This is a genomic window from Autumnicola tepida (assembly GCF_031846485.1).
Classification (GTDB): Bacteria; Bacteroidota; Bacteroidia; order Flavobacteriales; family Flavobacteriaceae; genus Autumnicola; species Autumnicola tepida.
On the sequence record NZ_JAVRHQ010000009.1, the window covers coordinates 104,026 to 126,637 of the forward strand.

Annotated in this window: 22 protein-coding genes; all 22 read right to left on the reverse strand. The window is 38.7% G+C overall.

Annotated elements, in window-relative coordinates; translation table 11 throughout:
* Positions 1-35: 35 nt before the first annotated feature.
* The 22 genes from RM553_RS09315 to RM553_RS09420 all read right to left on the reverse strand — a co-directional run bounded on the left by RM553_RS09315 (position 36) and on the right by RM553_RS09420 (position 22,609).
* Positions 36-1,094, reverse strand: a complete 1,059-nt coding sequence (locus tag RM553_RS09315; RefSeq protein ID WP_311534645.1) for a glycosyltransferase family 4 protein — start codon at positions 1,092-1,094, stop codon at positions 36-38.
* Positions 1,052-2,065, reverse strand: coding sequence for a glycosyltransferase family 4 protein (locus RM553_RS09320; protein WP_311534646.1), 1,014 nt, complete (start codon positions 2,063-2,065; stop codon positions 1,052-1,054). Before RM553_RS09320 ends, RM553_RS09315 begins: the two co-directional genes overlap by 43 nt.
* Positions 2,022-3,296 carry an O-antigen ligase family protein gene (locus RM553_RS09325; protein ID WP_311534647.1) on the reverse strand — a complete coding sequence of 425 codons (1,275 nt, stop codon included), beginning with the start codon at positions 3,294-3,296 and terminating at the stop codon, positions 2,022-2,024. The genes RM553_RS09320 and RM553_RS09325 overlap by 44 nt, the downstream gene beginning before the upstream one ends.
* Positions 3,297-3,393: 97 nt before the next feature.
* Positions 3,394-4,467 carry a glycosyltransferase gene (locus tag RM553_RS09330; RefSeq protein ID WP_311534648.1) on the reverse strand — a complete coding sequence of 358 codons (1,074 nt, stop codon included), beginning with the start codon at positions 4,465-4,467 and terminating at the stop codon, positions 3,394-3,396.
* A complete protein-coding gene (locus RM553_RS09335) occupies positions 4,464-5,570 on the reverse strand; it encodes a glycosyltransferase family 4 protein (RefSeq protein ID WP_311534649.1) in 1,107 nt (368 codons plus the stop codon). The genes RM553_RS09330 and RM553_RS09335 overlap by 4 nt, the downstream gene beginning before the upstream one ends.
* Positions 5,571-5,574: 4 nt before the next feature.
* The gene (locus tag RM553_RS09340) at positions 5,575-6,567 is read right to left on the reverse strand and encodes a glucosamine inositolphosphorylceramide transferase family protein (RefSeq protein WP_311534650.1); all 993 of its coding nucleotides are present in this window, start codon (positions 6,565-6,567) and stop codon (positions 5,575-5,577) included.
* Positions 6,567-7,586: a glycosyltransferase family 2 protein gene (locus RM553_RS09345; protein WP_311534651.1), complete on the reverse strand. Its 1,020-nt coding sequence runs from the start codon at positions 7,584-7,586 to the stop codon at positions 6,567-6,569. Before RM553_RS09345 ends, RM553_RS09340 begins: the two co-directional genes overlap by 1 nt.
* Positions 7,587-7,594: 8 nt before the next feature.
* Complete coding sequence (locus tag RM553_RS09350; protein WP_311534652.1) at positions 7,595-9,088, reverse strand: glycosyltransferase family 2 protein; 1,494 nt, start codon at positions 9,086-9,088, stop codon at positions 7,595-7,597.
* Positions 9,089-9,129: 41 nt separating this feature from the next.
* A complete protein-coding gene (locus tag RM553_RS09355) occupies positions 9,130-10,278 on the reverse strand; it encodes a glycosyltransferase family 4 protein (protein WP_311534653.1) in 1,149 nt (382 codons plus the stop codon).
* Positions 10,279-10,305: 27 nt separating this feature from the next.
* Positions 10,306-11,373, reverse strand: coding sequence for a glycosyltransferase family 4 protein (locus RM553_RS09360; RefSeq protein ID WP_311534654.1), 1,068 nt, complete (start codon positions 11,371-11,373; stop codon positions 10,306-10,308).
* Entirely contained in the window at positions 11,370-12,791 is a 1,422-nt protein-coding gene (locus tag RM553_RS09365) for a hypothetical protein (protein WP_311534655.1), read from the reverse strand. Before RM553_RS09365 ends, RM553_RS09360 begins: the two co-directional genes overlap by 4 nt.
* A gap of 36 nt (positions 12,792-12,827) precedes the next feature.
* Positions 12,828-13,766 (reverse strand): NAD(P)-dependent oxidoreductase, encoded by a 939-nt coding sequence (locus RM553_RS09370; RefSeq protein ID WP_311534656.1) that lies wholly within the window; start codon positions 13,764-13,766, stop codon positions 12,828-12,830.
* Positions 13,763-14,464, reverse strand: coding sequence for an acylneuraminate cytidylyltransferase family protein (locus RM553_RS09375; RefSeq protein ID WP_311534657.1), 702 nt, complete (start codon positions 14,462-14,464; stop codon positions 13,763-13,765). The genes RM553_RS09370 and RM553_RS09375 overlap by 4 nt, the downstream gene beginning before the upstream one ends.
* On the reverse strand, positions 14,464-15,627 hold the full coding sequence (neuC, locus tag RM553_RS09380; RefSeq protein ID WP_311534658.1) for a UDP-N-acetylglucosamine 2-epimerase: 1,164 nt from the start codon (positions 15,625-15,627) through the stop codon (positions 14,464-14,466). The genes RM553_RS09375 and neuC overlap by 1 nt, the downstream gene beginning before the upstream one ends.
* Positions 15,624-15,887, reverse strand: coding sequence for a hypothetical protein (locus RM553_RS09385; protein WP_311534659.1), 264 nt, complete (start codon positions 15,885-15,887; stop codon positions 15,624-15,626). Before RM553_RS09385 ends, neuC begins: the two co-directional genes overlap by 4 nt.
* Positions 15,881-16,267: a hypothetical protein gene (locus tag RM553_RS09390; RefSeq protein ID WP_311534660.1), complete on the reverse strand. Its 387-nt coding sequence runs from the start codon at positions 16,265-16,267 to the stop codon at positions 15,881-15,883. The genes RM553_RS09385 and RM553_RS09390 overlap by 7 nt, the downstream gene beginning before the upstream one ends.
* Positions 16,264-17,262: an N-acetylneuraminate synthase family protein gene (locus RM553_RS09395; protein ID WP_311534661.1), complete on the reverse strand. Its 999-nt coding sequence runs from the start codon at positions 17,260-17,262 to the stop codon at positions 16,264-16,266. The genes RM553_RS09390 and RM553_RS09395 overlap by 4 nt, the downstream gene beginning before the upstream one ends.
* Entirely contained in the window at positions 17,262-18,149 is an 888-nt protein-coding gene (locus RM553_RS09400; RefSeq protein WP_311534662.1) for a glycosyltransferase family 2 protein, read from the reverse strand. The genes RM553_RS09395 and RM553_RS09400 overlap by 1 nt, the downstream gene beginning before the upstream one ends.
* 2 nt (positions 18,150-18,151) lie before the next feature.
* The gene (locus RM553_RS09405) at positions 18,152-19,399 is read right to left on the reverse strand and encodes a glycosyltransferase family protein (protein ID WP_311534663.1); all 1,248 of its coding nucleotides are present in this window, start codon (positions 19,397-19,399) and stop codon (positions 18,152-18,154) included.
* Between the two features lie 432 nt (positions 19,400-19,831).
* A complete protein-coding gene (locus RM553_RS09410) occupies positions 19,832-20,158 on the reverse strand; it encodes a GIY-YIG nuclease family protein (RefSeq protein WP_311534664.1) in 327 nt (108 codons plus the stop codon).
* A gap of 415 nt (positions 20,159-20,573) precedes the next feature.
* A complete protein-coding gene (gene wecB / locus RM553_RS09415; RefSeq protein WP_311534665.1) occupies positions 20,574-21,677 on the reverse strand; it encodes a non-hydrolyzing UDP-N-acetylglucosamine 2-epimerase in 1,104 nt (367 codons plus the stop codon).
* Positions 21,674-22,609 (reverse strand): glycosyltransferase family 2 protein, encoded by a 936-nt coding sequence (locus RM553_RS09420; RefSeq protein ID WP_311534666.1) that lies wholly within the window; start codon positions 22,607-22,609, stop codon positions 21,674-21,676. The genes wecB and RM553_RS09420 overlap by 4 nt, the downstream gene beginning before the upstream one ends.
* Positions 22,610-22,612: the final 3 nt, after the last annotated feature.

Sequence of the window (22,612 nt, forward strand, 5' to 3'; positions counted from 1 at the left end):
ATTCATTATTCTGGCTGGGGCCTAATATAAAAATTTCAGCTAAGTACCTGCAACCAATCCTGCTTAACTATTTCCCAATCGAATTTTTCAACTTTATTACGGGCGGCAGCACTCATTTTTTCAGCTTTTCCAGGGTTTCCTAATAAAAATTTGACAGCGGCGGCCGCAGCTTCAGCATTTTTATTCACTAGTATACCTTCCCTCCCGTCTTGCACCAGGTAAGGCATGCCTCCAACATTTGTGGAGATTACCGGCAGCCCCAGTGCCATGGCTTCTATAACGCTTACAGGAGTATTGTCTATAGCAGAGGTGTTCAGAAAGATACTAAATTCTGCTGCCAGTGCTATCCATTCCTGTTTTTCAAGTTTTCCCGTAAAAACTACCGGTAAATTCTTCTCTTCCGCATAATCCCTGCAGCTTTCAAAAGTATCATCCTTAGAGCTGCCTACCATACATAAACTGGCATCTGGAAATTCAGACAGCAGCAGCTCCAGGGTTTTTACCGCCATAAGCGGATTATATATTTCAGCAAAAGAGCGTACCCAAAGGATTTTTGGCTGAAGTTTTTTTCTAAGTTTGAACCTGTAATTTCCCAATTCCACCGGGTTGGGAATATACTTTACATTTTTAAATCCGCTTTGGCTAAACTTCTCCAGCAAATATCGGGAAGGGGCGATATTTATAAATGCATTTTCAAAGAAATTCCTGCTGACCTTCTTATTCTTCTGAAGCCTATGTGGCAAATTTCCCCCATGAAGAATAGGAATATATTTTATCCCCAAAAGCCTGCACATTTTTCCCGACAGAACCGCGTACCAGAAATTTTGGGTGCTGTAGGTATCAATCAAAACAAACCCTGCTCTTTTTCCAGCCCTTGAAATAGTAAGGAGCATATCCAACAATCTGGAAATTTTGTTTCTTTTAGTAGAAGCTGCAGTTATCTGGAAACCTTCTTTCCGAAAAAGCGGGGAAAGCACATCGATAGTTGTGGGGGAGGCGCCTTGTTTTTCCAGCTTATTACCAATATAGATAATGCGCTTCACAGGAGACTTCAATTCAGCACCCGGTTCCACTCCGTTTTCACCCTTTCCCAATCGAAGTTTTCCACCTTTTTTCTTGCTGCACTACAGATATCCGTAGCCTTACTGGGATCTTCTATTAAATCTGAAATTGCCCCGGCCATCGCCTTTGGATCATTTTCGGGCACCAAAATTCCATCCTTTTCATGCGCAATAAGCAGCGGCATTCCGCCTACGTTGGTAGAGACCACCGCGAGGCCCAGGCTCATCGCTTCTATTACGCTAATCGGGGTATTATCTATAGTGGTGGTATTAATAAAAAAATCATAGTCTTTAGAAAGTTCAGCCCAATCCTCTTTTTCAAGTTTCCCGGTAAAACGAACAGGCAGTTTATGCTTTCGCACATAAGATTTGCAGGTTTGCATACTCCCGTCCTTATCCGGCCCCACCATACACAGCTCGGCATCGGGATAAGTGCGAAATAACTGCACCAACACTTTTAAAGCCAGGAGGGGATTATATCTTTTCTGAAAGCGCCTTACCCATAACAGCCGCGGGCGAAAATTCTTCCGTTCTTTAAAGGGGTAATTTTCCATCTGAATGGCATTGGGAACAATTTTAATATTTTTGAAGCCCTTATTTTTAAAAATATCATATAAAAAATGGGAAGGCGCCACGTTCACTTTGGCATTTCCAAAAAGTTTCCTGCTGTAAGATTCTGAATCATGAAGCCTCTCCGGCAGGTTTCCGCCGTGAAGAATAGGGATATAATCCAGGTTATAGTGATCACAGGTTTTTCCAACCAGGTAAGCATAGTAAAAGTTCATGGCCCCGTAGGTGTCGATAAGCACCACATCAGTCTTTTTATGATGCCTGGCCACCATCGCGAGCATTTCAACCAAACGCAAACCTTTATTGCTTCGGGTGGAAGCCGTTTTCACCTCGTACCCCTCCCTTTCCAGCATCTTGCTCAAAAAAGAAATATAAGTAGCGGTAAAGCTGTTAAGCTGTAAGTCGTTTCCTATGTACAGGATCCTTTTTGTCATCTACAATATATAATAATGCAAGCCCGTAAACAAAGCCAGGCAAAGCGATTCGCATAGCGGAATGGTTTATCGTAAGAAACCAAAAGGCTAAGAACGCTAAAAAATAATAATTGTTCCTAAATTTAGTCCAAAATATAATGGGAACAAAAATAAGTATTAATAAAGCTGCCAGTCCAAGCAGCCCATGTTCCGATAAAAGCCGGCTTACCTCATTATGAGATGCGGTTTCTATACCGGTTTCCTCCATGCGGAATTCCTTGGCTTTCCCTACTCCGACTCCTATTATTGGATTATTATAAAAACCCTGCAATTCTGTAATAATTAACTCGGCTCTTCCTGTTGTTATATCATCTTCCAGTTTCCCTGACGCATCTCTGTTGGTATATCTGTAAGTAATAAGTCCGCGGGTTTGGATAGTAACAAAAGACCAAATGGCAACAACAGTAAAAACAAGAATGGCAATCTTTCTGATTAGCCTGGACTGCCCGGGAGAATTCTGTTTTAAAAAATAAATTAACAAAAATGCAATAATACAGGCAACAGCCGTTAAAACTCCGCCTCTGGAAAAAGTGACCACCGCACGATAGCTGAATAAAGCCATTAATGCAAGATCTACCATGTTTATAATTTTATTCTTTACAGTAAATAACCTGGTGCAAACCAAAAATGCCCCTAAACCCATGACTGTAGATATCTGGTTAGGACCGTAGCCTCCCGACGCTGCGTAATTGGAATTAGTTCCAGACATAAGTGCCTCTCCAATACTTGGAGTATAAAAATACAGGTAGGCCATATTGGCCACCAAAGGAAGAAGAAGCATCAGAATCAGGTATTCAAACTGAAGACGGGAAATTTTCTTATAATAACAATATAAAGCCGAAACCCCCAAACAAAAGGGACCACTTAGATTAAAGGCGATAGCTTTCCTGAAGACTACGTTATAGTCAAGCGTTTGAGAGGCGACTACAATTCCCGGTATCAAAATTAGCAGATAGATCCAGAAGGGAATTGTCTTGGATGATGCTCCTTTATAAAACATCCCGATAAGAAGAAATAAAATCACAGAATATTTCCCCGTTTCATAAAATACCATTCCGCCGTTCATACGAAAAAACACCTCTGCACCGGCAATATAAGCAGCAGCCATTAAAGCCTCATTATTCCTGTTATCTTTTATAATCACATAAAATAATGCAAAACCTAAAACAGCAAAAAGCAGAATTTCTGCCATAGGCCTGTACAGGTAAACCAGAAATCCCATTAGCACATGCCCCAGGATTAGTTGAAAATATGATATGTGGTTTAGAGTTTTTATTTGCCTGTTGTTTTTAAAGCTCCTGATAAAATTTCAGAATTTTGCGAATGACTGCCTTTTCTGAGAATTCCTTTAAGACTGAATCCTGAAGCTTTGCAGCATCTACTTTTCTTTTCTTTTCGTTGTTATAATACTTTACTACAGCTTCTGCAAGTTGACTGGGGTTTCCACTCGCTACCAGCTTTCCATATTTTCCTACCACTCTGGAACATTCTCCAACATTAGTTACTACCACCGGCAGACCAGCTCCCGCATATTCTAAAAGTGCCAAAGGTAAACCTTCTGATCGTGAAGATAAAACCCCGAGATCGGCTTCATGAAGGAAGACAATTATATCAGGTTGTTCTCCATAATAAAATATGCTCCCATTCTCTGAAGAATTTTTAAAGGCCTCCTTTAATTTCCGGGAATAAGCGCTATCAGGATCATAACCTACTAAATGAAGACTGGCAGGAATTTTTTGATCAATTATTTTGAAGGCCTTTAACAATGTATAATGATCCTTCTGCTGTCTCAAATTTGCCACACAAATAATCTTAAAATCACTATTATTTCCTTTCAGTTTTTCTGCGGAAGGTCTTTTAAAATTATTTTCACTAATAAAATTATTGAAAATCTTCACATTCCTGCACCTTAAATTTTCCAGCGCCCAGCTTTGCAGATTTTTATTTACGCTAATAATACCATTGAAATAGCCGGAAAAAAACTGAAGCGCTTTTTTGGGTCTTTTTTTCAGAAACTCGCTGTTCCCATAGTGATCATGCCACACGATCTTCAGCGATCTTCTTCTGAAAATTTTGATTAGTGTTACGAGAAACCATGAAGAACTGTGTGCGTGAACTATAGTGATCTTATTTTTATCGATATATTCAGCCAATTTTTGAAAAGCCCGAAAATCAAAAGTACCTGACTTCTCTAAAAAAAGATAGGGAACATCTGGAGATACTTTATCTTTTAAAACCCCTTCTCTTCGGGTACAGCAAAGATGAGATTCTTCCACTTTCCCTGCCAGTGCATTGGCATAATTCAGGGCCATGCGCTCTGCTCCACCCGCTTCCAGGGTATCGATTACCTGAAGGATTTTCATAGCAATTTGGAAATTTCGCTTTCAAATCTCTCCAGAGTGTACTGCCGCGACCAGTTTTTGGCATTTTCGGAAAGTCGTTTCAATTTTTCCTTATCTTTAATTAGATCCAGAATTTTCTGCCCTGCAGCAGCAGGTTCGGGTTCAATAAGAATTCCCCTGTTTTCATTTCCCAGCATCCAGGGTACGCAGGAAACCGGTGTGGAAACCGGGATACAGCCAAAAAACATGGCTTCGGCAACTGCTTTTGGCCATCCTTCAGATCGTGACGGGAGGAGTAAAAAATGAGAATCCTGATATATTTTCTTTAATTTTTCTTTTTTTACAAATCCTTTCAACATTATATAATCATGACTTCCGGATGTGGAAATATAATCCTCAATTTCATTTTTCAAAATTCCTTCTCCATAAAGTCGCAAATTTACATTCAACCCATTCTTCCTTAGAAACTGAACAATCTTTATCGCTTTAAGCGGTTCCTTTCCTTCGGAAAGGGAGCCGACAAATATAAAATTCAATACTCCGGAAAAAACCTTTTCTTTACTCTGAATTTCCTTTTCTGAATAACTGGCTGTAAAAAAAGGGACAATATTGGTCGACTGCTTTGGCCATTTGCCATAAACCAGCACTTTCATATTTCGGCTTAAAAAAGTATTACTGAGTATCCATTTCTGAAAGCGATAGCTCCCTGGTTGTTTTGAAGCGGGGTCCCAGTTCCCGGCGTACTTTACGGTTTTGGGTTTCTTCGGAAAAAAGATCTGAACAATACAACCTAATAAGGAAATATTCCCTGGACAGCGCAGGTGAATATGGTCTGAATCCTTACAAACTTTCCAGATTTTCATTAAAATTCCAGGAGTTTTAAAAGTCGATCTTAAAGCTTCTCCTGTACTTGAAAAATTCAAAGCTGGTACTTCAATAAAATCGGGATTGGTGGCATAGGAGGTTTCACTGTCGTCCGGAGATTGTGAAAATTTTGGTGCCAGAACCAGAGCACTATTGGCATACTTCAGCCATAAATTCATTTCATCTATATACGGACTGTAAGAATAGTATTGTTTCTCATATTCCTTATGTTCGATATAAGTAATGATCCCAAATTTCATAGTATTACCGCCATAATTTTGAGAAATCGTACCAGTTATACTTCAGCGTTCGCTTAATCTGAAAAGCTTTTTCTCTATTTATATTCCGATCCCCGTCATAAACCGAATAAAAAGCATCCCCGATTTTCTGAATATCGAGCTGATGCATTCCACGGTTAAACCACTTTATGTTTTTCATCTCTTTAAGATAACGATTTTTAAAAGGAACAAGTTCTATGTTCTCTTCTGAATTTTTTAATCTATAAATCGAAATCCCGGAACCATAACCAAAACGCCGATCCTGAATTGGCAGAAACCATTCGCCTTTATAGTTGAAAAACCTTCCGCCGGGCCGGGTTTCGTTACCTTTCTTAGAAGTATATTTCCTGACTTCTCTCCACTGTCCTTCCAGGGAATCGGCAGTAAACATCAACTGGTTCATATGATCATCTACCGTAACGATAAGGTTTAGATCGGGGCTTAAAAGCAGGGAAGGATCTTTAAAATTGACATTTTCGATAAGCGTGTCGACTATTCTCCATTGATACGGAAAATCTTCTGCTTTATACAGTAAAACGTTCCCGGACTGGTTGGTTTCCGGCAGCATGTAAAATTCATCTCTGTATTTAAAAACCTGCGGATAGGACAGATGAAAATCTTCATTTAAAACTACACCTTTATACTCATAATTGAGTCCGTTAGCCGAAGTAAACAGGGCGATATCAGCATTTTTCTGTCCTTTGAGTTCTGTAAACAAATAGAAACTGTCTTTTTCTTTTATAAAAAATGGATCGGCAATATAATTTCCTTCATTTTGCAGCAGGCTATCTACTTTTTCATATGAAATAAGATGATCTTCGGAAATGTCAGTTTTCGTTATAGGATCTTCTGAAAAGCCATAACCGACCGACCATTTTCCGACCTTTTCAGTAACAAAAGGATACCTGTAATTCATTATCAAAAGTGAAATTACCAGAACAATGAAAGCGATAATACCAATAAATTTCCACTTTTTCATCAGGCGTCATATCTTTTTGGAGGATAGAACAACACTCCAGTTAAGCCGACAAGTCTGCCTAAAGATTCAGAAAAAGCTTCTTTTTTTTCTGCTGTTGTGAAAATATTTCCTATTCTTACAAACGTGAGCAGTAAGGCGGTGGCATACCATTTCAATTTTGCTCTGAGAACCGGTTTTGGGTATTTAATTCGCCACACATACCAGCCGTTGCGAACCACCATTTTTCCATATTTGTATTTATCTGGCCTCCCTTCCTGGTCATGGTGATGTTCTAATTTCGCGGAAGTATTCACATACAATTTGCCAATTTTCGACACGCGAAGGGAAAAATCGGCGTCTTCATAAAGTCCGTAACCTTCAAAATAGGAAGAAAATTGAAGCTTTTTTAGCACGGAAGTTTTATATGAAGCGATCCCGCCCATCAGCATTTCAGCCTCATAAACTTTTCCGGACGGCGGCAAAAAACCGGTAGAATAACCATGAGAAAAATCTGGCATAAATCCGGGAACTTTATCCGGCGCCAGTCCGAATTTTCTTCGCAGGGCAAAACGGGAACCTTCCACCCTATTCCAGCCATCGAAATAAAATATTCCGGCAGGAGGTTTTTGATCGGGCTCATTTTTTTTCCAGTCGGTTTCATTGGTGATATATCCTGAAACGCCCAGCGCTTCCGGAAAAATAGTATACGTACCAATCAATTCTTCAAAGTAAATTTTCGCTAAAATAATATCATCATCAAGAAAACAGACGATTTCGCATTCACTGTTTACTTTCCCGACCCCGAAATTTCGCTGTTTCGTCAATCCCCTGTCTTTCTCCTCAACCTTATAATATTCAGTGTTTTGAAAGTTATTTTCAGCAAGCATCTGCTTCGTTTCAAGCGAAGGAGAACCGTCAATAATGAGGATCTTTTCAGGATAAAGCGTTTGAAGCGCAACAGATTCCAGCAGTCGCCTTAGCGAATCTGGTCTTTTGTAAGTACAGATAATTAAATTGAAGATCTTTGATTCCTGCTGCATTGCCCGAATTAATTTGAATCGGAATTTTCCAGTTTCCGACTTAAACTTTCACTTAATTTCCATCTTTTTTGCATCGTGCGGTAATATAGGAAAGGATTTTTGATGCGTTGCCTTCCAAAGAACTTTAAAAAAAGATTCATTTTATACCCTTTTTGCATATAGAAATTAAAATATTTCTGCACGAGCAGCATCATGGTGGGCGATGGTTTCGGTTGAATATTACTGGTTTTCAACTTTTCTGCTGACATCATTTCTCTAAATCCCCCGCGCTCTGCCTTGAGATGGGTAATAACAATGTTTGGATGATAAATTATATCACAACCTACATTTCTAAGTTGCATCCCAAAATCGATATCCTCCCCAAAACCTCGCTCAAAAGCTTCTGAAAATCGGCATTTCAGGGCATATTCTGAGCTGACTATGGAAGTTCCCGAACCAAAAGCTCCCCATTGCTTAACCTTTGAAAAAACCGTTTTTTCATGTGGTTGAATGCAATTTATGTTTAAGGCATCTATTTTCAGCCTTTCCGCTTCAGCTAAAGATTCTTGAAGAAGGTCGGCTTCAAACCTAATGTCGTCATCAGCAAAAAAGATCCATTCAGATTTCACATTTTCAAGAGCTATATTTCTAGCATAACAGGCGCCGGTGCGATGGGTAAAATGATGAATGATCTTAAAAGGCCATTCATCGGAATTAATAAACGGTAGCTGACTTTCTGAATTTTTATCGGGATTTTGCTCTACTATAATTACCTGTTCCGGCAGTTTTTGCTGATTTTTAAGGTCTGTCAAAACATTTTTTAAATGCTCCGGCCGTTTCAGCGTTGGTATAATTACATCTATGGTTTCTCCGGGAGCATTTTGCTCTGAAATTTGCTGGATTTCCTGCAGAACAATCTGCTGCTGAAAATAAGATTTTCGGAAGCAGTTTCTAAGGAAATGAAAAATTGGAAATTTCCGTTCGTATTTAATAAAACATACAAACAGCAGCGCTAATCTTACTCTTTTATAATGTTGTGCCGTAAACCGAAACAAACCCGAATCATTGACCTTATTCTGAAAATTATTACCGGAATTTTGAATCAAGCCGGGCTCACTGTAACAAAACAGTGAATTTTGCTGCCCGATCTTTGCGATCGAATTGATGAGATAACCAAAATCTTCGATTTCACCAAGCACAGATAGGAACTGAAGTGCTGTTTTGCCAAAGATCCCGCCAATGTCGGCACTCATTCTCCAGGTGGGATATTTTGAATTCCTGTCAGGATTTACAAAAGGCAACTGATCTACGTAACCAATTTCATCAGAAATCACATAATTTTTCACCGGAAATGAAGCCATGATCAGGGAATGTTCAAAAATTTTCTCCAGATTATTTGCAGGTTCTATATCCAGATCGTTATCTATCCAGATAATGAGCTCTTCAGGGTAATCGCTACATAACTGCCAGAAACAGGCGACCAGGCGGTTAGGAAAATCCTTTAAGATTTCCCCTTTCCGCATAAGATTTACCTTTTTTTCGGCATTGTTATGATAAAGAAAGATCAATTATCGGTTTGTTTTAAAACAGATTCGTAAAAACTGATATTTTTAGACGCGATTATTTCCGAAGAAAATTCATGACAGACTTTTTTCCTTGCGTTCACGCCCATTTCTCTGCGAAGATCGGGGTTTCCCAGTAATTTTAGAATTTTCGTTGCGTAGTTGTCATGATCTTCAGGATGCTCTGTAAATCCGGTTTTTCCATTGATCATAATTTCCGGAGCCCAGCCAATATTTGAAGTCACCAGGGCTTTTCCCATGGCCATCGCTTCCAGCCAGGTCATGGGAAAAGCTTCCGCAAAGCTTGGCAATACGATTACCGCTGCCTTCGCCAGTTGAAATTTTACCTGTTCATATTGCATTTCACCCAAATATGTGAAATTTTTAATGGCTTTTGCAGAAAGTAAATTTCTGTAAAGTTCTAGTGTGGAAGTATTTTCCCGGGCATCTTTTACATCCTTTCCTAAAACCGTAAGCGTCGTGGAAGGTCTTTTTTCAACTACACTATTAAAAATAGATGCCAATTCCAAAACACCCTTTTTCCGTAGAAGACTACCAAAATAAAGAAGCTGGTCAGGATCGATATTTTCATCTTCCGCAGTAAATTTTTTCAGATTCACCGCGTTAGGAATCACTTTGAAACCGGTATTTATACCGAAAAGTTGCATTGTTTTTTTTCCGGCAAACTCACTAACGGAAATAATGCGGTCTGCATTTTTCAAGGCATTTCTTTCAAACCAGCGGTTCTTCCACTTCTGCTTTCGCCCTTCAAGCGTACAAAAATACGTGTCGCTGCCATGCAACCGAAGAACAAGTGGTTTTTTAATGTTCATAAACGCGGTAATCCCGGTCCAATCGGCCGCTTCAATAAGATCGATTTTTTCCTTTTCCGCAAGCCGGTTCAAAAAATTCTGTAAAAATTTCCGGTAAAAATACCAGCCGCCAAATTTATAATTCTTCTGTTTAACCAGATAAAAATGGATGTTACCTTCAGTAAATGTCTGATTCCTTTTCTGACCGTAAATAATTATACTAACCTCAACACCTTTCAAAACCAGCTCCTGCGTCAAATTTTTAATACTGGTACCCAACCCACCCGAAGTAGTACTGGCCGCATGAGGATATTCAGGAGTTAAAAAAGCGAGGTGCATAGAATTGAGGCCGATTTTAAGAACCGATCAGAGCTTTAAAAGATAGAGATGATCATTTACCATTTTTTCAAGATAATATTTATTCTCGATTAAATGATTCACCGGGCCTGCGATCGTTCTTTGATGCTGAAGAATTTCTTTAATAATTGCTGAAAGCTGCCCGGTATTTCCGGCTTCAAAGATGAATCCGTTAGTGCCGTCTTCAATTATTTCCAGATTTCCCCCAACCGGAGTGGTGATCACCGGAACATTTGCTGCAAGACTTTCAAGAATGGAAAGGCTGAAACATTCCATATAAGTTGGCTGGAGCAGATAGGAGTATTTCTGAAAAAGTTTCGGCAACTCCGGGGAACTACCACAAAAGCGAATCTGCTCTTCTAAATTTTTCTCTTTTACAAGGGCTTTTAATTCAGCTTCCATGGGACCTTCCCCAAAAATGTCAATTTCCAGCAATTGTTTTAGTTCAGCATCCAATATAGAAATAGCGTTTACCAGATCCTGAATGCCTTTGGATGACCGTAAATGAGAAGCTACGATAAATTGTCCATGATTTGCCTGCTGTCTTAAAGCGTATTCTCCAAAAGCGATCCCATTATAAATGACTTCGGTTTTTGAAGATAAATTTTTACCGTAATCGTTAAGGATCTGGGTTTTAGTATAGTTTGAAACCCCGATAAATTTATCGATATAGCACGAATATAATTTTCCTTTCAGCTTATTCTTTAGTTTTTTTTTAAGCGGAAATCCATTTAAGGGCCTGGGATTATGATCTACGGAAATGACATAAGGCTGCCCAATTTTCTTAACCTTTTTAAAAAAAGGAGTGCACAATTCCACAAAATGAGTGATTATAAAGTCAAATTCTGTCTTCTCTTTCCGCTGAAAACTTAAAAAGCAATTTTCAACTGATGTTTTCCGGCAAATCTCAATATCGAGATCCTTATAAAAACTAAATCGCTTTCCGCCTGAAAAGAACCACTTTACATCGAACCCATACGCTTTACATTTTCGATCATAAGCAACAAAAAATCTATCCATCCCGCCAATTCTGGAAGCATTCAACCTATAGTTACAAACAACCGCAATACGCTTCATGAAATTTCTTTTAAAGCTTGTACAATTCTATAACTTGTGCCCTCGAGTGGTTTCCCAATCTGGAGCTTCAGCAACGCTCTTTGTTGATCAATTCTTGCCTGAGGATTTTCTAAGCTGAATTTGATACTTTCTATCAACTCCTTTTTGTTTTTGACGATGGAAACCGCACCACTTTTCACCACTCGTTCATAATGGGCATATTGAAGGTATTTCTGATCGTTATAAATCCTATTTTCCGCATTCCCAAAAACAGGATTAATCACCGGCTTATCAAATATCATAAAATCAAGGCTCATCGTGGAGCACATGTTAATATTTAAATCACAAAATTCCAGCAAAGAGCGGAGATCCTTTACATCCTGACCGAAAGGAACGCGTTGTGACCAGGGCTCGGGATGATCCTCTCTTGTAAGCTCCCATTGCGGAAAATTCCAGATAATAAATGGAAATTTTTCTTTTATTTCACTAAACCTGCTGCCATTCTCGGCTGGAGAGGTTCTTACGATCAGATTCACTTCCGGAATTTCCTTATACAAAATGCTGGTAGCGATAGTTTCGATGTACAAACCGTCGTTTTGACTTGTAGAAATATCTCCGCAGCTATAACAGATGGTTTTTAAGTTCTGTTTAATATTAAATCTTTCTGAAAACTCCTTTTTTGTAGAGTGATATTGATTCATCACATAAGGCTCAAACTGAGGCGTACCCACTACTTTTACCGGTTTATTCTTTGTTTCCGGATAAAAATAGTGCAGTTCCTCCTTCATAAGATCGCTCCAAACCAAAAAGGAATCGAATGGAGCTGCCATTCTTCCCTTTGAAGGCAGGTTGTCCCAACTAAAAATAAAGGAACAGGTTTTAATACCCAGCTTTTTGGCAGCATCATCTAATACCGCAAGATATGGAGGCCTTTGATGGGTAAAAAAGAGAAGATCACAATTATGATCGCTTAACATCTTTTTATATCCAGAGTGGACAGGATTTTTAGAAATAGCATTTATTTGCCGCTTATTATAAAAATCTATCCATTTTTCAGAATTACAAATTGAGGTTATCTTAAAAATTAGCGATATCAATTTCGCTCTCTTGGAAATCTCTTTGGGTCTATTTTTGTCCAGGTTTGCAGCTATTCCAAAGAAATTCTTCTTGTGTTGTTGTAAATGTGCAACTTCCTTCATTTTTCTCCAGAACCAGGCTGTTCTAGATTCTATAAAAACAGTAAGCTCTACAATTTCTAAAGAAACATTAGTTTCAACATCAAAGGCAGAAGCGGGCAGCCCGGAATATATGATGATTCTATCAAACCCTCCTGTTGCCTGATTAAGAAAATCACTTAAAACGAAATTCTTAAATCCAACACCGTCGACTATTACCAGACCAAGGACTTTTGAAGGTTTATCGTATGAGTTCTGGGACATGGTAATACGGTTTGAAAATATAATCTGACAGATAGTTCAGGAAAGGAATTTAATCCATTTTTTTATTATAAATTCCTCTGTAAGCCACATAGATTCATAAGTAGCACCGGCAATATGAGGAGTTATTATAATATTATCAAATAGTTTTGCAAGTTTTAGCAGAGGATTATCATTCCTTAGTTCCGGGTTCAATTCATCTTTCAGAACATCCGTGGCCAGTCCGGCTAAATGTCCGTTTTGCAGAAGTTCTGAAAGTGCCCTCTCTTCAATAATTTCCCCGCGAGAAGTATTAATAATATAACTTCCCTTCTTCAGGTACTTTAAATTGGAAGCATTCAGATAATTAATATTTTCATCGTGAAGTGGAATATGAATTGAAAGCACGTTTATTTCTGACAGGAAAGATTGTAGTTCTTCTATGGACTCCGGATATTTTTTCTTTCGAGTATCCACATCAAAAAATTTCCACGGCATATTCAGAGCCTTGGCAAAATCTGCCATTTGCCTGCCAACTCTTCCATAACCTAAAATTCCTAAAGTAAGACTGTTCAGATTATGAGATTTAAACAGATCCCGATCCCAATTTCCTTTTAGAACCTGGTTATTTGCAGCCGGAATTTTTCGTAAAAGTGACAGCATTAATGCTAGCGTATGTTCAGCCGTAGAAGGTATAGTAGTAAGGAATTCTGTCTCCCCTTTTAGAGAGATTATTTTAATATTCTTTTTTTCGGCTTCTGAAATATCAATATGATTAAGTCCTGTTGTTGGTGTGAGAATAAATTTGAGATTCGCCGCCTTTTCCAGCAGTTCTTTATCTATTTGATGATTAAGCCTAACAATCAATACATCTACATCACGTACGGCTTTTAACAGCTCCTCCCTTTGAAACGGTCCTTTTTCAACTAAACCATAGGTCGCGAGAATGTCCAGTTGCTCTTTATTGAAATCAAGAGGTTCAGCGATTAGGATTTTCATCTTTTTTGCTTTTTCCACTTTTTCAATAGTTCATTCAGTAAGATCGCATCCATTTCAGTATCCACGTTAACTGACCATTTTGACTCCATTATATACGCAAGTTTTTTCGGCGGTATTAAAGTTTTTTCCTTTTTCAAAACTGAAGTCCGTACCAGGTATATGCAACCGTTCCTGATATAAAGCTCCGGAAGTTCCTGCCTGTTTCGGGTCTCATATTCCGGCATCTGGCATATAAGTGATTCCTCTTTGATACTGTACATTCTGGCGGGATGGTGATCTTCTACTTTAGCCATGCTTATCACTGCATCTTTTTCGGGATTTGACTTCAGCAATTTAACAGCAGCGTCTATATCGCTGCCCGTCCTTAGAGGTGCCGTTGGTTGTAAAAGCAGTACCGCATCATATTCCTCATTATTATTTTCCTTCAGAAAATTTAAGGTCTGCAGCACGGCATCTATAACTGGTGAATTATCGGCTGCCATTTCATGATTTCTATGAATAACCTCGCATTTTAAATTTTTTGCAACTTCTGAAATCTCCTTGTCTTCTGTATTTACTACCAGCTTTGAGATTTTGCTGCTTTCTCTGGCTGCTTCAACAGCATAAGCCAGCAAAGGTTTGCCATCGAATTGCCTGACATTCTTACCGGGAACTCCTTTACTTCCACCCCTTGCCGGTATAATGCCCAGAATCTTCATTAATAGGTAATGGTTTTGCTAAAGCTGAGTTCCGTTTCAGCCAAGATATTCGCTATTTTATTTCCCGCATTACCATTCCCATAAATATCGCTCTTATCAAAATATCCGTTTTCAATAGCTTTTTTGGTCTCTTCAATTATTTTTTGACAGTCGCTAGGGACATCTTTCACATTTTGCCATCTCAATCTCCGATTTTGCCGGATTCCTATATTAATGACCGGAGTTCCCAAATAAGAGCACTCCCTAAGGCCAGCGCTGGAATTTCCTACCAGTGCTTTGGAATTCTTCAATAACCTTAAAAAGTCCAATGGTTCCATATTTTTAAAGAAATGCATATTTTGCGGATTTTCAAGTTCGCGAAATGAACGTATTCCATTTGAAGTACCATCAGAACCTGCGTCTACATTCGGCCAGAACCAAAAGGTTGGATAATCAAGTTTTTTTATGGCGTGCAGCGTTTCGAGAATGTGTTTTTTAGCGTCTTTATATTCCGTAGTTACCGGATGTTGCATAACCACTATATAGCCTTTTTTCCAATCAAATTTTGCGCCCACCCCTCCATATTTTTCAAATGGATCAAAAAGTAGCTCTTTCTCTCCCGCTATTTCTCTTGCCAGATCAATAGAAGGGCAACCGGTATTAATTACTTTTTCAGGATTTTCGCCTAATTTCACTACCCTTTCCCTGGCATCTTCACTGGAAACCAAATGAATATCTGCCAATTTTGTATTGGCATGACGTACTTTTTCATCAATGCTTCCCGTAACTTCCCCCCCCTGTACATGCACCAAAGGTATATTTTGATATGCTGCAGCGATGGAAGTGGCAATGGTTTCAAACCTATCGGCAATGGTTACTACGGCATCGGGTTTTAGATTATAAAAAACATTGGTTAGCTCAAGGACACCTATTCCCGTGGTTTTAGCCATGGTGGTAGGATTCTCTCCCTCCAGGACCATAAAAACTTTGGCAGCAATACTAAAACCGTCCTTTTCAATAAAATCTACGGCATTCCCATAACGATCGAGCAGCGCCGACCCGGCTATAACTAATTGCAATTCCAGCCCTGGATGTTCTTTAATCGCTTTTAATGCCGATTTTATACGGCTATAAGAGGGGCGGGCGGTAACTACCACACAAATTTTTCTAGTTGAATCTCTCATGCAGTTTTCCTTCTCATTCGCATTTTTACAGCCGATCTTAACTTTAATGCAGCCCAGTGATATTTTTGTTTTAGATCTGGATTAGTGAATAAAACCTTTAGTCCACCGCGATAATCTGTAGTTTTTTTCACGGAATATTCACCATTTCTTTTCAGCGAAATTAAATGTACAAATTTAGCCTTCGGAAAAATATCCTTCACGATTTTTTCCTGTCCACTTCTATCTCCTTCAATCACAATCACTCCATTTTTATTTAGCATATCCTTACAAGTTGTAGATTGCTCTCTGCCCCATCAATGATAATCAGATCAAATTTGAAACCAGGGTCTATTTTGTCTACTGCTGAAAAAATCTTCAAATTTTTATATTGCGATCCCAAATTGGAAGGAATCTGTTTCAGGCAAAATTCATTATTTTCAGTTCCAACGCAATGAATAGTACTGCCTTTCTTTTCAGCATATTTTAAAATACTTCCGGAAATTGTTCCTATTCCCAGCCCAACTTCAAGAACTGATTTTACTGAATATTTTCTAACTATCTTAAGTATTTGAATTAATGCGAATTCACTAACTATGTGCTCGCTCCCTTCTGCTTTACAGAAAAGTTTATACTGGCTGGTACTAAAAGATTGTAGATTCATTGAAGATCAGTTTCATTTAAAAAATTCCACGCCAGGAGGTCATTATAAAGCCTTTTCCCTATCACTTCTCTGAATTTAGCTGCATTTATACCTTTATTCTTTGGTTTTTTGGCTTCCAGATCCTCAAATCTTAAGATATGACCTTTCTTCAAATCTTTGTTTACAGATAAAGATTTCTCAAAAATATTTTTAAGATCCGTAAATTTTGAATTATCACTTTTATCTACGGGATGGCTTAAAGCAGTATCAATATTCCTGATCGCCTCAACTAATTTACATATTTCCTCAATTTCCAGGGAAGAAGTAGCATCAGGACCAAAACTATTTCTGGAAAAAACAGCGTGAAATTCAATAATTTCAGCCCCCAGAGAAACTGCTGCTATAGAGGTTTCAATCCTGGCAGAATGATCTGAATAACCTGTTTTTACCGCGTATCTTTCTCTAAGCTCTTTAATTACATTTAAACCGTACTCTTCAGGTTTGGTAGGATAGGCCGTTGTACATTGCAAAATTGAATATTCTACATTTGCCTCTTTTAAAAACTCCACGGTTTTATCAAGTTCTTTAAACGAACTCATTCCGGAGGAAAGTATCACCGGTTTGCCGGTTTCTGCTATTTTTTGAAGCAACAAAAAATTATTCACTTCACCGGAACCTATTTTGTATTGATTAACCATTAAGTCTTCTAAGATATCTACCGCAGCGTTGCTAAAAGGAGACGCTAGAAATTTCACATTTTCCTGCTCACAATGTTCTTTGATCATTTTCCACTGCGCTTCAGTAAAACTCATACGCTTCCAGTAATCCAATCTGGTTTTATCCTGTTGAGAAAATTTTATTCTGAAAGGTTCATATTCACTGCTTTCCGCTTCAGCGATATGAACCTGAAACTTCACTGCATCTACACCTGTCTTGGCCAGAGCAGTGACATAACTCAGTGCCATACCCAGACTGCCCTCATGAGCCTGCCCTATTTCAGCAATAATGAACGTCATCAATAATGGGGGTTTGAAAGTTTGTTGAACTTTAGCAAAGTTTCTCTACTTACTGGCCTTCGCACTTTAAAAATTTTAATTGCATTGAAAATATTGATTAAAAAAGCTTTCCAGAATTCCTTAAAATAGTTGATATCTTTAAGCGCATATTTTTTAAAATTTAAAAAATAAAGCCTGCCTATTTTTTTCAATAATAAAGGAAATGGATAATAAACCAAATAGAAATATGAAGTATTTTTTAGTTGCTTACCAAAGCGAAAATAATTTGCAGACTTGCCCCTTCTGGTTTTATCCACACGATGCTGTACAAAGATTTTATGAGTGTAAAGAATTTCATAGTCTTTTTCCAGAACTTCTATAGCTAAACACCACTCCTCTCCATAAATATCTATCCAGGTAGGAAATCCACGGGTTAAATTGTAAACCTCTTTCTTGATAACAAAACCACAGCCCACAAAATCATTTGCCAGATAATCAGGCTGGGATTTAAGTAATTCTTCTCCTATATCCTCATCAGAATCCCAAATTCCTTTAATTTCCTTAAAGCCAATAATAGCCGCACGGGGATTTTCTTCAAATATTCCTTTGGCAACATTTATAAAGTCAGCTTGAAGAGGATGGGCATCATCATCAAACCCAAAGAACAGTTTTCCCTTCGCAGTTTTATAAAGAAGGTTTCGTGCCTTTGATGCTCCCAGACTTTCCTCTGAAGCCATCCAGTGAACCTTTGGAAATTCCTTTTTCAGACTTTCTGAATCATCTGTACTGCCATCTAGAAATACCCTGATTTCGTGCCTCTCTGCATCGGTTTGTTGTTCAATAATTCCAAGAGTTTTTGCCAATTCTTCTCTTCGGTTTTTTGAAACTATAAGAATAGATGCATCCATGATTATTTAAGGAGTTGGTCTAGCTGTTTTTTTAGATACTTTTCCGAAAGATAATACTTCAAATCTTTTCTTTGCAGTCTGAGACTTCGCCTGCTTTCCAACCAGGTTTTATGTAATTTTTTCAGTAGATCTGCGATCTGGTTTTCATCATCTGTCTCACAACAATATTTGTAGTCTTCGCCCAGAAGCCGGCGTGATTCACTTTTTGCCGGCCCTAAGAGCAAAATCATTCTTTCGGCCGCAATACAATGAGGAAATTTTCCAGGAAGAAAAGGGCTTATCTCTGCTTTAGATTCCAGGATCACATTTACTGAAACCTCTTTTTGCAATTTCTGAGTTTGCCTGTAATCCAGATAACCTCTAATAATTATATTTTTAGAACCTCTTCCTATTTTTTCCAGCCTTTCCCGGTGATAACTGGCGTTTCCTATAAGCAGTAACTGTGCCTGGCTCTTTGCCTGCGGGACATCATTTAAAAACTGCTGAAAAGCATTTATAAGATAGAAAGGAGGCCTCTGCTTCATCAGATTTCCTGCGTGCAGCACCGTGAATTTTTCAGAATCAAAAAAACCGGGTACCTCAGCTAAAAAATCCTGGGTTTCGTTAAGCTGATGAGGTAAAATACTCGTCTTATTTTTAAAATCAGGAAATTTATCCTGCATCCATTCCGCCAGTAAAAGACTTGGAAATGCTGCCCAACGACAGGACTTGGAAAGGGCTTCAAAAAAATCAATTTTTTTTTTGTAACCCGGTTCACTCCAGTTATAGGGTTCAGGATAATAATGAAAAGGATAAGGATCGTGAATATAAGCCATCCATTTACGATGAAGAGACTTTGTTTTTAACAAGGCATAATGCGGCCTGAAACTTGCTCCCTTGCTAAGCGTAAGCACAAGATCCGGTTTAAAGTTTCTATGCTTCTCGAGAGATTTACAAATGCTGTTTACATCATTAAAAAAGGTAAAACTAAAACCAAATTCAGGCTCCAAATACTTCGCAAGATTAATAGCAAACCAATGCTGCATTTTGCGTTGTAGCCGGCTAAGGAAATAGTTGGATCCAAGTTTATTTTCTTTTATAGCTACGCAGTGTACACCTTGAAGTTCTATTTTTTTTCTTGTATAATGTAAAACTAAAAGTTGGAATCCCGCTTTTTGAAGATGTCGAATTAATGCCACGTTAGCCTTGGAGCCACTGCTATCTTCCACATTAATAGACTCGGCAACTATAAGAATTTTCTTTTGGGGCACAATTTAAATTTAAGGTAAAGCTATAAATTTTTAAAAGAATGAAATTAATTTTTATTTTCTTCCACCTTCTCATTGTCAGGCTGAGCTTGTCGAAGTCTGAGCTGATTGAAGCCGCTCTTTATTTACAACTCCACTTCGACAGGCTCAGTGGGACTGGAAAACGAAACAGAATCTCAAAACGCCAGGCTGAGCCTGTCGAAGCCTGGACAAGCCTAAACTTTCACAGCCAACTCCTGTTACAACTCCACTTCGACAAGCTCAGTGTGACAAAATGAGAAGAAAAAACATTATTTTCAGCATAACTCTTCGACAAGCTCAGTATGACTATAAAAGCTTAGTGAGACATTATGGAAGTCAGGCTGAGCCTGTCGAAGCCTTTTCACATTATAAGACCAGTCACACTTCGACAAGCTCAGTGAGACTACAAATCCACTAGCCCAGCTCGTCTGAGCCTGTCGAAGACTTACCGTATTCTGTGTAGTTTTTTGAATAACGCACCAGTCTCTCCCAATCCTCTTCAATTAAGGCTATTTTCTTTCTCCTACTCCAGCCTTTCAATTGCTTTTCTATCTTAAATGCCTGGAATGGATCTGTGAATTGCTCAAACCATTTCAACACCACAGGTCTTCTTTTATATGTATAAGCTCCTGGATGCACTCCTGCGTTATGCTCATATAATCTTTTGCCAAGGTTTGAAGTCACGCCTGTATAAAAAGAATTATCAGAGCATTGGACGATATAAACAAAAAACAATTTCATCCTTAAAGATAACGTTTTATACTCAAAACCACTTCGACAGGCTCAGTGGGACATCCAAAAAAGTCAGGCAGCTTGTCGAAGCCTGAACTCGTAAAAGCCGTTCCTTCCTGTACACTCCACTTCGACAGGCTCAGTGGGACTGGAAAACGCAACAGAAACTTCCAGCGTCAGGCTGAGCTTGTCGAAGCCTGAGCTCATGAAGCCGATTCCTTTTTAACAACACCACTTCGACAGGCTCAGTGGGACCGGAAAACGCAACAGAAACTCCAAACGCCAGGCTGAGCTTGTCGAAGCCTGAGCTTGTCGAAGCCGCTCTTTCTTTACAACTCCACTTCGACAGGCTCAGTGGGACTGGAAAACACAACAGGAACTTCTACCGTCAGACTGAGCTTGTCGAAGCAAAGCCTTTCGAAGCCTAGCCAGTGGAAACCTGAGATTCCAAAAAGTCAACAATCCTTTCCGCAGCTTTTCCATCTCCAAAGGGATTGCTGATATTGCTGAAATCTGGAGGTGTTTTCAATAATCGTAAAGCATGGCTGACAATATTTTCAGCATTGGCACCGGTTAAAATCGAAAAACCGGCTTCAACTGCCTCCACTCGTTCCGTAAATTCCCGAGTCACCAGAACAGGTTTCTTAAATGTAGGAGCTTCTTCCTGAACACCTCCTGAATCTGAAATAATCAAATCACAATGTGCTATTAACCAGATCATTTCAGTATAATTCACAGGTGGCAAAAGATTGATATTGGAAATTCCCTTTAGATGCTTTTCTACTATTAGTTTGGTTTTCGGGTTAAGATGTACCGGAAAAATGATCTTAAAATCCTTGTTTTTAGAGATTTCGATTAAGGCCTGACAAAGTTCTTCCATTCCTTTTCCGAAATTTTCACGCCGGTGGCCGGTAACAAGGATTTTCTTTTGATAATTATAAAAATCAGCTTTTAACCCCGGTAAAGGAATTTCTTCGGAAATCTGATTGCTTACCAGCTCCAGTGCATCGACTACCGTGTTGCCCGTTTGTAAAATATTCTCAGGCTCAATACCTTCCTTTAAAAGATTTTGGGTAGCATTTAAGGTTGGAGTGAAATGCCACGTAGCGATACGGGAAATAAGCTGCCTGTTGATTTCCTCCGGGAAAGGCGAATAACGCTGATAGGTTCTTAAACCTGCTTCCACATGGGCGATCTTTATTTTACGATGGAATGCAGATTGGGCAATGATAGTCGCGGTAGTAGTATCACCCTGAACCAGCACAACATCTGGATTTTCCTTTTTCAATATAGAATCGAAATTTTCAAAAATAGAGGCACTGAGCGAATTTAGAGATTGACCTGCTTTCATAAGATCAAGATCATAATCCGGACTTAAATCTAATACAGAAAGCATCTGGTCCAGCATTTCCCTGTGCTGCCCTGTAACGCAAAGCACAGGAGCCAGATTTTCTTGCTGCATTTCTTTTATTACCGGAGCCAATTTTATGACTTCAGGCCTGGTGCCGAAACAGAATAAATATTTCAAGATTTTTGTTTTAAGAATTTTTTAAAGCGATGACCCTGGACAAAAACAGGATAGAACTTATACAGCATTCGGTATTTTAATTCCATGGTAATTCCTTCATCTGATTTTAGAAGGAGATACTCTAGAATTTCTTTATTTTTATGAAAAATGCTCATTTGAACAAAATATCTGATCAATTTTCTGGACAGTAAGCCCTTCTTTAGTAGATTATCAATAACGAGTTGTATGGCTTTTTCATGCGATTTCCTTCTCTTTTTATCTCCATCCCAAAATTCCCCGGTATTCGACAAAGGATGTTTTCTATTGTAGTACAAGACCTCATCAATCCCAATACCTTTATAACCTTCTAGCAATATCCCTGTGTAGCATTCCCATTCCTCCGCATAATTTAGGGATTCATTGAATCTGATATTTCCAAAACATTTTTTTCGCCACATTACAGTACAGGAAGCAAGGGCTAGTTCATTAGTTACCACTTTTTCAATATTACTTAATCCTATTGAAAAAGTAGTTGTGGGCAGTTCAACTTTAGGAAACTGCGGATGTTTTGTAGTAAAAGAAAGCTTTTTATAATGACAAAAATCAGCGTTGGTGTTTTCCAAAAGCTTAAGGCAAACCTCAAGGTTTTGAGGATTTACGACATCATCATCATCAAAAAATATGATATTATCTCCTTTAGCCATTTCCAGCCCGTAATTCCTGCAGCCAGGCAGACCTTTTAAATGATTATCGGGCCGTTTAAGGTAACTAAAACGCGGATCCCGCTTAACAAAATCCCTAACAACTACTTCTGTATCATCGGTAGAACCATCATCAACGATAAGGCACTCCCAATTTTTAAAACTTTGTTTGGAAATCGAATCTAAACTCTCTAAAATTAGATGAGCCCGGTTATAGGTGGCCATTATGATGGTTGTAGTAGGTATTACCATTAA

Bases quoted from the DNA above. Each gene is read 5' to 3' on its own strand.
- RM553_RS09320 (WP_311534646.1), bottom strand. From the start codon at position 2,065: ATGACAAAAAGGATCCTGTACATAGGAAACGACTTACAGCTTAACAGC.
- RM553_RS09325 (WP_311534647.1), bottom strand. From the start codon at position 3,296: ATGGCAGAAATTCTGCTTTTTGCTGTTTTAGGTTTTGCATTATTTTAT.
- RM553_RS09330 (WP_311534648.1), bottom strand. From the start codon at position 4,467: ATGAAAATCCTTCAGGTAATCGATACCCTGGAAGCGGGTGGAGCAGAG.
- RM553_RS09335 (WP_311534649.1), bottom strand. From the start codon at position 5,570: ATGAAATTTGGGATCATTACTTATATCGAACATAAGGAATATGAGAAA.
- RM553_RS09340 (WP_311534650.1), bottom strand. From the start codon at position 6,567: ATGAAAAAGTGGAAATTTATTGGTATTATCGCTTTCATTGTTCTGGTA.
- RM553_RS09345 (WP_311534651.1), bottom strand. From the start codon at position 7,586: ATGCAGCAGGAATCAAAGATCTTCAATTTAATTATCTGTACTTACAAA.
- RM553_RS09350 (WP_311534652.1), bottom strand. From the start codon at position 9,088: ATGCGGAAAGGGGAAATCTTAAAGGATTTTCCTAACCGCCTGGTCGCC.
- RM553_RS09355 (WP_311534653.1), bottom strand. From the start codon at position 10,278: ATGCACCTCGCTTTTTTAACTCCTGAATATCCTCATGCGGCCAGTACT.
- RM553_RS09360 (WP_311534654.1), bottom strand. From the start codon at position 11,373: ATGAAGCGTATTGCGGTTGTTTGTAACTATAGGTTGAATGCTTCCAGA.
- RM553_RS09365 (WP_311534655.1), bottom strand. From the start codon at position 12,791: ATGTCCCAGAACTCATACGATAAACCTTCAAAAGTCCTTGGTCTGGTA.
- RM553_RS09370 (WP_311534656.1), bottom strand. From the start codon at position 13,766: ATGAAAATCCTAATCGCTGAACCTCTTGATTTCAATAAAGAGCAACTG.
- RM553_RS09375 (WP_311534657.1), bottom strand. From the start codon at position 14,464: ATGAAGATTCTGGGCATTATACCGGCAAGGGGTGGAAGTAAAGGAGTT.
- neuC (WP_311534658.1), bottom strand. From the start codon at position 15,627: ATGAGAGATTCAACTAGAAAAATTTGTGTGGTAGTTACCGCCCGCCCC.
- RM553_RS09385 (WP_311534659.1), bottom strand. From the start codon at position 15,887: ATGCTAAATAAAAATGGAGTGATTGTGATTGAAGGAGATAGAAGTGGA.
- RM553_RS09390 (WP_311534660.1), bottom strand. From the start codon at position 16,267: ATGAATCTACAATCTTTTAGTACCAGCCAGTATAAACTTTTCTGTAAA.
- RM553_RS09395 (WP_311534661.1), bottom strand. From the start codon at position 17,262: ATGACGTTCATTATTGCTGAAATAGGGCAGGCTCATGAGGGCAGTCTG.
- RM553_RS09400 (WP_311534662.1), bottom strand. From the start codon at position 18,149: ATGGATGCATCTATTCTTATAGTTTCAAAAAACCGAAGAGAAGAATTG.
- RM553_RS09410 (WP_311534664.1), bottom strand. From the start codon at position 20,158: ATGAAATTGTTTTTTGTTTATATCGTCCAATGCTCTGATAATTCTTTT.
- RM553_RS09420 (WP_311534666.1), bottom strand. From the start codon at position 22,609: ATGGTAATACCTACTACAACCATCATAATGGCCACCTATAACCGGGCT.